We start from the raw sequence: 13,442 nt of genomic DNA on the forward strand, positions 1-13,442 counted from the left end.
AGTATCATATTTTATTCTCCATGAGAATATTAACAATTGTTTCATTATAATTTAATTTGAAAAGCAGATGACGATTTTGATTTATCAATTTATTCAAATAAAAAATTGAAAAAACTTCAAAAAAAGTTTACGAAAACGTTTGAAATCTATACTTTTGCACAAAATTTTACAACACCAACTAATTTTTTAAAGTATGAACAACAATCCTTCTTTATACGAAAAAGAGCTTTCGTTTCAGGCAGACCGCAGAAGAGCCGGCGTTGAATTTATCAAAATCATTAGCGATTTGTGGTATGACAAATCAATCGAAATGGTGCTTTTTCGCAATCAATTGATAGACAAAAACGTATCTGAAATTTTAAACTTGCACGAATATGCAGGAGAATTTGTTGGGAAACCAATTTCTATTTTTGATTCGGTTGAAATTGCCCGAGAAATGTTGTCGTTGGATTTACCACCATCAAAATTAGATATTGGTAAATTGACATATGAATATCACTTGGAAGATGATAAATACCACAACACCAAATCGTTTGTAATTGACAAATTGCGAAAAGCAAAAGAATCAAATTCCATAAAACCAAAAGATGTTGTTTTATATGGTTTTGGAAGAATTGGTCGTTTATTGGCAAGAGAATTGATGTCTAAAACAGGAAAAGGAAACCAATTACGCCTTCGTGCGATTGTGACAAGAGATAAAAATGATGCTACGATTTTAGAAAAAAGAGCTTCTTTATTGCGATATGATTCGGTTCACGGTGATTTTCAAGGTTCTGTGATAGCCGATCCAAAAAACAATGCTCTGTTAATTAACGGAACAACGGTTCATATTATATCTGCCAATTCACCGGAAGAAATTGATTATACTGCTTATGGTATTGAAGATGCCTTAGTTATTGATAACACAGGAGCTTTTACGACAGAAGAAGCGTTGAAAAGACATCTTACTTCCAAAGGAACCTCTAAAGTATTGTTAACTGCTCCCGGAAAAGGAGTTCCAAATATTGTGTATGGTGTGAACCACAAAGAGCACAATCCTGATAACGTTGATATTTTTTCGGCGGCTTCTTGTACTACCAATGCCATTACTCCTATTTTAAAAGCGGTTGAAGATACGTTGGGAGTTGTAAAAGGTCATTTAGAAACCATTCATGCCTACACAAATGACCAAAATTTGGTTGACAATATGCATAATAAATACCGCAGAGGTCGTGCTGCTGCGTTAAATATGGTTATTACCGAAACCGGTGCTGGAAGTGCTGTTGCCAAAGCTTTACCAAGTTTAGCCGGAAAATTAACGTCAAATGCTATTCGAGTTCCGGTTCCGAATGGTTCTTTGGTAGTTTTAAATTTGGAAGTAAGCAGAGAAACTTCGGTAGAAGAAGTGAATGAAATCATGAAAAAATATGCTTTAGAAGGTCAATTGGTAGAGCAAATTAAATATTCGCTCAACAACGAATTGGTTTCTTCGGATATTGTGGGCACAAATGCTCCTTCGATTTATGACAGCAATGCTACAATTGTTTCTGCCGACGGAAAAAATGTGGTACTGTACGTATGGTACGACAACGAATTTGGTTACAGTCACCAAGTAATTCGTTTGGCAAAATATATTTCTAAAGTGCAACGTTACGCTTATTATTAATCAGGTTATATAGTCGTAAAAATCCGTTTCATTCTATTCGTTTGAAGCGGATTTTTTTATACATTTATTAAAATATTTCTAATGAAAGATAATAAATCCATTTTACTACTACTACTTTTTTTGATAATGCCATTTATAGCAATTAGTCAAATTCAGCCAACTCCAAAGTCCTATAAAAAAATTAAGTTTGTTTATCAGAAAAAATCAAATTTCAGGTTAGATGAAAAAGGATTTTATGCAGATACCACACAGTTTAACGTAATGTTTCCTTATCTGGAATATGAAAAAATGTCTACCGAAAGTGGAGCAATCATTGGTTTTGTACCATTTACCAAATTAAACATTTATCATCAAAAAATGATTTTAGAAAAGATGACTCAACACAACACAGTCATTTTTGGATCGGTTGATCTTAAGAAAAATAAAGTTCAATTTTCAGTAGATCACAGTTCTCTGGAAACTGATTATGCCTATCAACTATTTAATTTTCCTCAAAATAAATTAAATAGTTCCTATTATTACACTTATAAAAAGAATTTTTCTCAACTAGAAATTTATTCAAATGGCTCAACTCAACTGAAAACTATTCCTAAAAATAAAATTCTTTGGCAAAATGAGGAACAAACCATTGGGCAATATGATACAACCGAAAAAATAGACGATAAACAGTTGAATGTTGTTATTTTTCAGAAAGAATTGCCAAAACTGGTTAGTCCTATTCCTTTATTTGAAAATGCCAATTATGGTGTAAAATCTATTTATGCGATGGAATATCATTATGAATTGATTTCTGTTTCGTATGAATAAATTTCAGTAGTAGAACAATAGATTCTTGATTTTTGAGTTATTTCAATACAGATTTAACCCAAGAATCTATTATGAAAAACCTACTATTTATGGTGCTATTCACCTGTAATTTGTCGTATTCACAAAACAAACCTGTTGCCTATCAACATGGTCAGAACAGCATGGAATTGATTGCTAAAACCAAAACCGGTACAGTAGTCGTGAGTACGTTCAATGCTAAAATGACGATTCGTCAAGACATTGCTCAAAAATTATATTCGCTCTATCAACAAAATAAAATCAAGCATAATTCAGTACTTACTGTTTTAGGAAAAGAAGCAAAAGTTGTTGGTAAATGCTTTATTAAAAAGAAACACAACCTAACCAGTATTGAATTTTATTATGACAAAGTTTTTTGGCATAACGGAATGGTTGAAGTATATGGAAAATAGAATTCAAAATTATATTCATAAAAAAACTCCCGACTGCTAGAGAGTTTTGCTACAAAATGGCATACTACGATTTAAGGTTTTCCAATAGCTACTATTAACTTTACAATAGATTAGTTATGAATAATTTGAGTAATTCTTTACAATTATTCATACATTATTAATAATTTTATTACTTTAGTCAACTAATTTCATTAATTAAATTAATTTTTTGAAAAGACTAATGTAATGAATCAAAACAGAAGACCGGTCACTACCAGAGATAATTCGTTGGTTAAAAAAATTGCATCATGGTGTGCTAAAAATGGCTTATCCCCAAATTTTATTTCTCTATTGAGTATTGTGTTTTCTGCAATCTCACTCTTGGTATTTTATCTCGATAGTCAATTAATGTATAATCATGCCGTATTGATGATAATCGCAATCGTGGGCATACAAGGGAGATTGTTAATGAATCTCTTAGACGGAATGGTAGCCATTGAGCACGATAAAAAATCTGTCGTTGGCGGATTATTCAATGAAGTTCCGGATAGAATCAGTGATTCAGTTATTATTTTTGGTGCAGGACTATTGACAATGGATTTTCCTTATGGCATCCATCTTAGTTATTTAGCGATTATCTTATCAATCTTTACGGCATACATTAGAACTTTAGGAGCCTCATTAAATTCACCACATTTTTTTAGTGGACCAATGGCAAAACAACATCGAATGGTTCTTATTTGTTTGGGTTGTATTGTTGGCATTTGGTATCTCCCCGCCTTTTATTATGCATTGATAATTATGAATATTGGATTAATAATTACTTGTGTGAACAGATTGCTTAAAATTGTAATTTTTTTAAAGAATGAATGATTTAATTAAGATTGATTTCATAGAAAAAAAAGAACTGCTCATTGTAGTTTTTTTGATTTTTGGTATTCTCACTTTTGCAACAATTCTGTTTTTCGTAATTGGAAAATTAAAACCAAATGCCAATTTAACTGAACTAAAATCCAGAACAAAATCGTGGTGGGTAATGGCAACAATTTTTGTTGGAGCAACTTTAATTAATACAACGATTTCTTATATCGCTATTGGATTATTGTCCTTTATGGCTTTTAGAGAATTATATTCGGTATTAGGATTTAGACAATCTGACAGAAGAGCAATTTTTTGGGCTTTTATTGCAATACCAATTCAATATTATCTAGCATTTATAGGATGGTATGGTGCTTATATTATTTTTATTCCCATAGTGATGTTCTTGTTTCTTCCGTTACGTCTTGTTTTGAAAGGAGATACTACCGGAATTATAAAGTCGATGGCTTCACTTCATTGGATTTTAATGTTAACCGTTTTTGGTATTAGTCATATGGCCTATTTACTTTCTCTTCCAGAAATTGAAGGTTTTTCAAGTGGCGGAAGAGGATTATTGTTGTTTTTGGTGTTTTTAACTGAAATCAATGATGTGATGCAATTTACTTGGGGAAAATTAGTAGGTAAGCACAAAATAATTCCAAAAGTTAGTCCCAATAAAACGTGGGAAGGATTTATTGGCGGAGTAATTAGTACAACAATTATAGGTTACTTTTTAGGATTTTTGACACCTTTATCAACCGGACATTTAATTTTTGTGAGTTTTATGATTGCGATTTCGGGTTTCTTTGGAGATATTGTGATGTCATCCATCAAACGAGATATTGGTGTAAAAGATATGGGTAATTCGATTCCCGGTCATGGTGGTGTCTTGGATAGAATAGATTCTTTGGCTTACACGGCTCCAGTTTTTTTTCATCTTGTTTATTACATTGCCTATTAAATGCAAAAAATAATTTTACAATTAACCTATAGTTTTGCCGTCAGAATTTTTCTGAAATTAATCGTCGGGGTTAAATTTGATAATGCTAAATTTCTATTGAACGAAAAACAATTCATCATTGTTGCCAACCACAATAGTCATTTAGATACGATGACCCTTTTGGCATCAATTCCAAGTAAAATTATTGATAAAGTTAAACCTGTTGCGGCCGCCGATCATTTCGGTAAAACAAAGTTGAAAGAAAAACTTACCAATTATTTTGTAAATACATTATTAATTCAACGAAAAAGAGACCTTGAAAATCCTGAAAATGATCCGATAAACAAAATGATTAAAGCCATTGAGGATGGTTATTCGCTCATCATTTTTCCGGAAGGAACAAGAGGCGAACCGGAAATCCAACAACCTTTAAAACCGGGTGTTGCATATGTTTTAAAAAGTAAACCGCACATCAACTATATTCCTGCGTATATGACAGGAATGGGTAAAGCTATGCCAAAAGATGATAATTTAATTGTTCCCCATAGTTCTACTTTATCTTTTGGCGAACCCACCCAAATTTCTTCTTTAGAAATAAGCGAAATACTTGCTCAAATTGAACAAGATTTCAATAATTTAAAAATGAAAAAACATCCTAACTAAAATTTATTTATATTTTTTTAAAAACAAAAAACTCCCGATTGCTCAGGAGTTTTTCTATAAAATGGCATACTAAGATTTAAGCTTTTCCGGCAGCTGCAATTAAGTTAAGAGCAGATCCGGCAACAAACCAACCAATTTGGCTTTCATTGTACGAATGATTGGCAATAATCACATCTTTACTTCCATCAGCATGAACGAATTCTAATGTTAAAGGTTTTCCAGGCGTGAAACTCACTAAATCTACAAAATTGATGGTGTCGTTTTCTTGGATTTTGTCATAATCAGCTTCGTTAGCAAATGTTAATGCCAACATTCCTTGTTTCTTCAAATTCGTTTCGTGAATACGAGCAAATGATTTTACTAAAACCGCTTTTACACCCAAGAAACGAGGTTCCATAGCCGCATGTTCTCTTGATGAACCTTCTCCATAATTGTGATCTCCCACTACAATCGAAGGAACTCCGGCCGCTTTATAAGCTCTTTGCACAGCTGGAACAGCATCATATTCACCGGTTAATTGATTCTTTACAGTATTTGTTTTTTGATTAAAAGCATTCACCGCTCCAATCAACATATTATTTGAAATATTATCCAAATGACCACGGAAACGCAACCAAGGACCCGCCATCGAAATGTGGTCTGTGGTACATTTTCCAAATGCTTTGATTAATAATTTTGCGTTTGTAATGTTTTTTCCATCCCAAGGAGAAAATGGCTCCAATAATTGTAAACGTTCTGAAGTTGGACTCACCGCTACTTGCACTCCGCTACCATCTTCGGCAGGAGCTTGATAACCCGGATCTTCGGCATCAAAACCTTTTGGAGGTAATTCGTCTCCGGTTGGTTCATCTAATCTCACTTCTTCTCCGTCTTCATTAATTAAGGTATCGGTTAACGGATTAAATCCTAAATCTCCGGCAATTGCCAAAGCGGTAACCAACTCTGGAGAACCTACGAATGCTAACGTATTCGGATTTCCATCGGCACGTTTAGAAAAGTTTCGGTTGAAGGAATGAACGATAGTGTTACGTTCTTCTTTCTCTGCTCCTTCTCTATCCCACATTCCGATACAAGGTCCGCACGCATTAGCGAAAACAGTGGCACCAATTTTATCAAACGTATCGATAAATCCGTCACGTTCAATCGTGTAACGAACAGTTTCAGAACCCGGTGTGATTGTAAACTGAGCTTTAGTTTTTAGGTTTTTATCAGCTACTTGTTTGGCCAATGAAGCCGCACGAGCAATATCTTCATAAGATGAGTTTGTACAAGATCCAATCAATCCCACTTCAATTCGTAAAGGCCAATCGTTTTTGATGGCTTCCTCTTTCATTTTAGAAATTGGCGTAGCTAAATCCGGTGTAAAAGGTCCGTTTAAATGTGGTTCTAATTCCGATAAATTGATTTCTATTACTTGATCAAAATACTGTTCCGGATTAGCATAAACTTCTGGGTCAGCCGTTAAATGTTGAGCTACTTTGTTAGCAGCATCAGCCACATCAGGTCTTCCGGTTGAACGTAAATAGCGATCCATTGAAGCATCATACCCAAAGGTTGATGTGGTAGCTCCAATTTCTGCACCCATGTTACAAATGGTTCCTTTTCCAGTACACGACATTGCTGTTGCACCTTCTCCGAAATATTCTACAACAGCTCCGGTTCCACCTTTTACAGTAAGAATTCCGGCTACTTTTAAAATTACGTCTTTTGGAGCTGTCCAACCTGATAATTTTCCGGTTAGTTTAATTCCGATTAATTTTGGAAATTTCAATTCCCACGCCATTCCTGACATCACATCCACGGCATCAGCACCACCTACTCCGATGGCTAACATTCCTAATCCACCTGCGTTTACAGTGTGTGAATCGGTTCCAATCATCATTCCACCCGGAAAAGCATAATTTTCTAATACAACTTGGTGAATAATTCCTGCTCCCGGTTTCCAAAATCCGATTCCGTATTTATCGGAAACAGAAGAAAGAAAATCAAAAACTTCATTGCTTTGTTGTTTTGCACGAGCTAAATCGGTTTTTGCATCTACTTTTGCTTGAATCAAGTGATCACAATGAACGGTTGTTGGTACAGCCACTTTGCTTTTTCCCGCATGCATAAATTGCAATAACGCCATTTGAGCAGTAGCATCTTGACACGCCACACGATCCGGTGCAAAATCAACATAATCTTTTCCTCTTGTGAATGCTTGGGTTGGAGTTCCTTCCCAAAGATGAGAATATAAAATCTTTTCTGATAAGGTGAGCGGTCTTCCAACTAACTCACGTGCTTTTTCTACACGATCGGCTAGATTAGCATAGACCTTTTCAATCATTTCTATATCAAATGCCATAATAAATAAGTGTTATTTGTTTGTGGTGCGAATTTACGAAAACGTTAGAACATTGTAAAATTATTAGTGAAATATATCTTTTAGAAATCATTTTTTACAGAAATTCTGTTTTTTAGATATTATTTTCAACAAAAAGCAATATTCAGCCATTAAAATACAAATATGGCAAAATTAGAAACCTAAATTATCAATATCGTAAAATCAATTCTGAAAAAGTTCTTCAAATCAGCTACTTTCGACAAGTTTTTTACTGATTACTCCATTTTCGGAGTGGATTTTCGAAGAATTTATACAATAATGTAGCCGATAAAAATGTAATTAGAAAATAACAAAGTGAATACAAATGCAATTGATTCATTGAAAGATCATCCGTTGGGAAATAAAATTGAAGCAACTGAAGAATTACACCATAATGAAGCAAATAAATGGAATAGGAAATCAAACTAATAAAAACAATCGGTTTTTGAAGAAAAGTGAATGTTGTTGATTTCCATTGTGATAAAATCGGAAGAAATAATAGACAAGTCAACGAAGTTAGCGGCAAATAGAAAATGTTCCAAAAGTGAGGAAATCGATCAATTGTAAGTTGAAAAAAACCAACGCCGACAAACATAAATCCAAATAAAAGCATTCCTAAAAAGGCAAAAGGTAAGCGGATTCTTTTCCAAAAAGGTAAACGATTTAATGAAATCCAAGCAGCTAAAACTCCGATAAAAAAAGCATCTAAACGATAAATAACCAAAGCTTTTAGTTCTAAATTCCACTGATCTAAAGTTGTGTTTTGAGTTGTAAACGCATAATAAATTTTGGTAAAAACAAAAAATAGCGTTAGTCCTAAAACGACTAAAAGAAAAAACAATGGTTTATTGCTCGGCTTCACAATGGCTGTTTTGAGATAAAGAGCAATGAGAAGTAATAAAAATGCAAACACACCAATTGAAACAGGCCACGATTCCGGGAAAAATGGCAACATCGTTGAACTGAAATTTTGAAGAAAGAAGAAATATTTCCACCAATCGGCTACGGCATACCCAAGAATAAAACTAATGATGATGTTTAAAATCAGAACTAAATAATAGTTTGGCAAAATTCGGAAGCTTCTTCGTTTGAGAAATTCTAGTACTTTTTTTATCGAAAAATCATCTTCAACATACAATTGATATAAAATTCTTCCCACCAAGAAACCGCTTAAAACAAAAAAAACTTCTACTCCAAAAAAACCGGAAAAAATCCCAACTTGATAAATCAAACTTTGATTAGGTGGATAAATGGACAAACAATGTCCGAACAAAACCATTAAAATGGCAGTTGTTCGCATAAAATCCAATCCAAAAATGTTATCGCTTGAAGATTTTTTTTCCATTTAGTTTAAAATTAGATACTCTGAAAGTATTGATTGGTTTTTCAAAATAAGTATAAAAAAAGTAACCCAACGTGAACGTTATCAGCAGATAAACTAATGTAAATATATGCAATTGAATTAATGAAAAAGTACTCGTATCGATAAAGTATTTCATCAAAAACAGCACAATACTGTAATGAATCAAATAAACAGAATACGATAAATTACACAAAAACGTAACTATTTTACTGAGTTTTTCCGAAGCCTTTTTCCATAAAAGTAGAGAAGGTAAAAAGCACAACACTATCAACGAAATGAATGGTAGAACAACAATATTCCAAAACCAGGCGAGTGTATTCAAATTAAAAAACAAGAGCAAAATGATGAAAATGAGCATTAGCAAAATTCCCATCCACAGTAGTAAAAAACTCTTTTGTTGAAAAAATTCTTTGTATTCAGCATAATAATAGCCGAATAAAATTCCAAACATCACCGAATCAATTCTATAAATAACGACTGAACGAACCTCTGCCGTCCATTTTAGTAATGAAAATTCCGGATTTTCAATATGGTAAATGATTTTTAAAATAATTGAAAGAGATAATAATCCATACACAATCAATAAAAAAAATGATTTTCTAAAGTTCAAACGGATTTGTTTCGCAAAAGCAAAAAGAATGATGACAACCAAAACATAACTCAATTCTTTTATCGGCAAGCTCCAAGATTCGGGAAATAAGGGCGGAATTGGTGTTGCAAAATTCTGAATAAATAAAAAATACTTCCACCATTCGGAAATGGAAAGTCCGACACAAACGCCAATAATTATGTTGATAATTAAAATGAGATAATAGCTTGGTAAGATTCTAAACAAACGTCTTTTTACAAAATTGCTAACTTCTTTAAACGTGTATTGTTGGGTTAAAAATTGTTTTAAAATGATGCTTCCTACCAAATAACCGCTCAACATTAAAAACAGCTCAATTCCAATTAAACCTGAGAAATCTTGCATTTTTCCGATAATGCCGTCTGAGTTGTAAATCCAAGAAATATGGGAGAAAAGCACCAACAAAATTGATAATGACCTGAGAAAATCTAATCCGAAAATTCTTTTCGACGCAACAATTTGATTATCAATCATAGAAATACTTAAATTTGCGGTCATGCGGAAAACAAAGATATATAAAATTTTATCACTGCTACTACTTCTCTCGATTGTGGGAGGAGTGATTTGGTATGCACAATTATCCAATCGCCACAAAGCAATCGTGAAGACGACTTTGTTGCACAAAACCGGTTTGGTTGATAACGATTGGCAAGTAGAAAACATTAGAAAAGAGTACAATATGCTATCGCCCACATTTATTGTGGATGATATTTATAAATCGATGGAAGGGCCAAAAGCATCCAATTATGTTATGCTTTCGCAAGATTCTACATTGCTCTGGATTACCGGATTTAAGGTAGTTGCTCAAGACGCAAAAACGGGCGAAAAAATGTCGAATGATTTTATTTGTCACATGAATGTGGATATGAATGACTCGAAATATTATTCTAATTTTGGATTAGAAGATCGGATTGGCAAACAATATCCGAGATTGACTTCGCTTTCGCATGGAATGGAGACATTTGATTTTCCGAAAGGTTACGGTGTGCCGATGAAAGGAAATGATTTGCTTTTTGTAACAACGCAAACATTGAATCACAACATAAAAGATGCGTATTACAAAGTGAAGCACCAAGTTTCAATCACCTATCAAGAAGATAAAAATATAAAACCGTTAATGAGCAAAACGGCTTTTATCATGTTGCCGTATGACAAATATGATCCGTATAAAAGTCCGATTGATCCGGGTGCCGATTTTTGCATTCCTGTAGAAACCAAAAACCATAGTTACGACGATGGAAGTGGCAATAAATTATCCGGACATTGGGTAATTCCGATAGGAAAAAACACGTATCGAAGCGACATTAATCATCAATTGGGAATCAAAGACAGTTTGCGATTGCATGCCGCTGCCATTCATGTTCACCCGTTTGCCACACGAATTATGTTGTTTAATAAAACTACGCAAAAACCTGTGTTTGTTAGTGAAGTTATCAATCATAAAAACAGTATTGGTTTGACTAACATTGAAAATTATACTTCCAAAGAGGGAATTTGGTTGTATGAAAATCAGGAATATGAAATTGTGTTGGAGGTAAACAATACGTCAAAAGAAGAACAAGATATGATGGGAAGTATGTTTTTGTTTTTTTATGATGAAGAAATGGATTTGATAGTGAATTCGAAATTTAAATAATTATTTTCTATCTCTCAAATTAGTCATTGTTTTTTCGAAAAAGCGATACAATAAATACGAAAAGACAAGTATTAACAACCAATACGTTAAGGTGTAAATCAATAACGGAATCCCTCTTAAATGATCGGAAGGAACTAAAACTTTCATACTATGCAAAATGATCGTGTAATGCAACAAATAAATGCTGTAGGACAAAAGACTCAATAAAGTAATGATTTTTAAAACCCACATCGATTGAATTTTAATTGTAAACAAAAAAGGCATCAAACAACAAATGGCAACGGAATTTAGAGATAAGTAAAAGATATTGAAAAAGCCCGGATTGGTTTCAAACGTAATTCCGAAATAGAAAATAAAGAGGTGAAGCGTGAAAATTCCAAACATACCAATTGTAAATAGTAATTTATTAAGCGTCAGATTTATTGGGAAATTTACATAAAGGTAAAAAGCCAAAAACCCATAATAAATAGCGTCCAATCGATAGACTGATACTTTTCTAAGGTTTTCATTCCATTCATAAATAGAATCTAATTCATGCGTTGAATGAAACCAAAATCGAATTAAAATTACAACCGATATGATGAAGCACGTAACCCATAAAAAAAGCTTTTTTCGATTCAATTTAGGAAAAAAGCTAATCAACAAATAAAGCAAAATTGGTCCGAGAATATAGCAAAACTGCTCCACAGATAAACTCCAAGATATTCTTGAAAAGTCGGGAGAATGTGAGAAAAAGTTTTGTAGATAAACGAAATACAACCCTATTTTTTCAGGGATTTTGCCGTAGATTAAATACCAAAGAATGATATTTATAATTAGAACAAGGTAGTAATTGGGAAGTGTTCTAAACCATCTTCGCTTCCAGAACTCTCGTACATCTTTAAATGAAAAATCATCCTTTTGAATGATTCGGTAAATAATTTTTCCTATCAAAAATCCACTGATTACAAAAAATATTTCAACACCAATGGTTGCTGTAAAATTCATGAACCATTTAATGTAGGGTGGATAATTTTCACTAATCCATAACGAATGCGAAAAAACAACTAAAAATATAGCAATGGATCGAGCTAAATCTAACCCGGGAACTCTTTTTTCTAAATCGATTTTGAGTCCTAGCATTTAGCTATTTATTTGATTTTTTAGAATAACTTTTCAATGATTTTTTCTATCGTAAGTCCTTCTGCATCGGCTTTGTAATTTTTAACTACACGATGACGCAGAATTCCTTCGGCTACAGCCTTAACATCTTCGATATCGGGTGAAAATTTTCCGTTAAAAGCAGCGTGTGCCTTAGCAGCTAAAATTAAGTTTTGCGAAGCTCTTGGTCCTGCACCCCAATCGATGTAATTTTTGATAAAATCGGTTGCTAAATTACTATCCGGCCGTGTTTTGGTAACTAAAGTTACAGCATATTCAATTACATTATCTGCAACAGGAATTCGACGAATTAAGTGTTGAAAATCGATAATTTCCTGAGCCGTAAACAACGGATTAATCTCAGGTTTATGGTCAGAAGTGGTACTTTTTACCACCTGAACTTCTTCTGCAAAAGACGGATAATCTAATTTTATAGAAAACATAAAACGGTCTAATTGAGCTTCCGGCAACGGATAGGTTCCCTCCTGCTCGATTGGGTTTTGTGTTGCTAATACAAAATAAGGTAAGCTCAATTTATAGTTATGACCTGCAATCGTTACCGCACGTTCTTGCATGGCTTCCAAAAGAGCCGCTTGTGTTTTTGGTGGTGTACGGTTGATCTCATCGGCCAAAATAATATTGGAAAAAATTGGCCCTTTGATGAATTTGAATGTTCTGTTTTCATCTAAAATTTCGCTTCCCAAAATATCGGAAGGCATTAAATCCGGTGTAAACTGAATTCGCTTAAAATCTAATCCCAATGCTTGAGCAATGGTGTTGACCATCAATGTTTTTGCTAAACCGGGTACACCAACTAAAAGTGCGTGACCTCCGGAAAAAATACTCAATAAAATCTGATCAACCACAAGGTCTTGACCCACAATGATTTTAGAAATTTCTTGTTTTAAGTCTTTTCTTTTTTGAACTAAATTTTGAATTGCGGTTACGTCAGACATAATGAGAGTGGTATAGATTTAAAAAATTTGTTTG

General features: G+C 33.4%; 12 protein-coding genes. 7 read left to right on the forward strand and 5 right to left on the reverse strand.

What is annotated here, in order from left to right; genetic code table 11:
* The first annotated feature begins 193 nt into the window (after positions 1 to 193).
* The 6 genes from M0M57_RS00090 to M0M57_RS00115 all read left to right on the forward strand — a co-directional run bounded on the left by M0M57_RS00090 (position 194) and on the right by M0M57_RS00115 (position 5,323).
* Positions 194 to 1,645: a glyceraldehyde-3-phosphate dehydrogenase gene (locus tag M0M57_RS00090; protein WP_248434249.1), complete on the forward strand. Its 1,452-nt coding sequence runs from the start codon at positions 194 to 196 to the stop codon at positions 1,643 to 1,645.
* 81 nt (positions 1,646 to 1,726) lie between these two features.
* A complete protein-coding gene (locus tag M0M57_RS00095) occupies positions 1,727 to 2,452 on the forward strand; it encodes a hypothetical protein (RefSeq protein WP_248434250.1) in 726 nt (241 codons plus the stop codon).
* Positions 2,453 to 2,523: 71 nt separating this feature from the next.
* Positions 2,524 to 2,883: a hypothetical protein gene (locus M0M57_RS00100; RefSeq protein WP_248434251.1), complete on the forward strand. Its 360-nt coding sequence runs from the start codon at positions 2,524 to 2,526 to the stop codon at positions 2,881 to 2,883.
* Between the two features lie 225 nt (positions 2,884 to 3,108).
* The gene (locus M0M57_RS00105; RefSeq protein ID WP_248434252.1) at positions 3,109 to 3,735 is read left to right on the forward strand and encodes a CDP-alcohol phosphatidyltransferase family protein; all 627 of its coding nucleotides are present in this window, start codon (positions 3,109 to 3,111) and stop codon (positions 3,733 to 3,735) included.
* Entirely contained in the window at positions 3,728 to 4,681 is a 954-nt protein-coding gene (locus M0M57_RS00110) for a phosphatidate cytidylyltransferase (protein ID WP_248434253.1), read from the forward strand. Before M0M57_RS00105 ends, M0M57_RS00110 begins: the two co-directional genes overlap by 8 nt.
* Positions 4,682 to 5,323 (forward strand): lysophospholipid acyltransferase family protein, encoded by a 642-nt coding sequence (locus M0M57_RS00115; RefSeq protein ID WP_248434254.1) that lies wholly within the window; start codon positions 4,682 to 4,684, stop codon positions 5,321 to 5,323.
* 76 nt (positions 5,324 to 5,399) lie between these two features.
* Here M0M57_RS00115 and M0M57_RS00120 read toward each other — a convergent pair whose 3' ends face one another.
* The 3 genes from M0M57_RS00120 to M0M57_RS00130 form a co-directional block, all read right to left on the reverse strand.
* Positions 5,400 to 7,667 carry an aconitate hydratase gene (locus tag M0M57_RS00120; protein WP_248434255.1) on the reverse strand — a complete coding sequence of 756 codons (2,268 nt, stop codon included), beginning with the start codon at positions 7,665 to 7,667 and terminating at the stop codon, positions 5,400 to 5,402.
* Between the two features lie 247 nt (positions 7,668 to 7,914).
* Positions 7,915 to 9,030, reverse strand: coding sequence for an acyltransferase family protein (locus M0M57_RS00125; RefSeq protein ID WP_248434256.1), 1,116 nt, complete (start codon positions 9,028 to 9,030; stop codon positions 7,915 to 7,917).
* Positions 9,005 to 10,174 (reverse strand): acyltransferase family protein, encoded by a 1,170-nt coding sequence (locus M0M57_RS00130; protein WP_248434257.1) that lies wholly within the window; start codon positions 10,172 to 10,174, stop codon positions 9,005 to 9,007. The genes M0M57_RS00125 and M0M57_RS00130 overlap by 26 nt, the downstream gene beginning before the upstream one ends.
* Here M0M57_RS00130 and M0M57_RS00135 point away from each other — a divergent pair.
* Positions 10,173 to 11,312, forward strand: coding sequence for a hypothetical protein (locus tag M0M57_RS00135; RefSeq protein ID WP_248434258.1), 1,140 nt, complete (start codon positions 10,173 to 10,175; stop codon positions 11,310 to 11,312). The two genes, M0M57_RS00130 and M0M57_RS00135, sit on opposite strands and share 2 nt — an antisense overlap.
* On the opposite strand, the gene M0M57_RS00140 is transcribed toward M0M57_RS00135, so the two are convergent.
* Both M0M57_RS00140 and M0M57_RS00145 read right to left on the reverse strand, forming a co-directional pair.
* A complete protein-coding gene (locus tag M0M57_RS00140; protein ID WP_248434259.1) occupies positions 11,313 to 12,434 on the reverse strand; it encodes an acyltransferase family protein in 1,122 nt (373 codons plus the stop codon). It abuts the gene before it with no gap.
* 20 nt (positions 12,435 to 12,454) lie between these two features.
* Complete coding sequence (locus tag M0M57_RS00145) at positions 12,455 to 13,408, reverse strand: AAA family ATPase (RefSeq protein ID WP_248434260.1); 954 nt, start codon at positions 13,406 to 13,408, stop codon at positions 12,455 to 12,457.
* Positions 13,409 to 13,442 lie beyond the last annotated feature (34 nt).

The sequence above is a fragment of the Flavobacterium azooxidireducens genome (genome assembly GCF_023195775.1).
GTDB lineage: Bacteria > Bacteroidota > Bacteroidia > Flavobacteriales > Flavobacteriaceae > Flavobacterium > Flavobacterium azooxidireducens.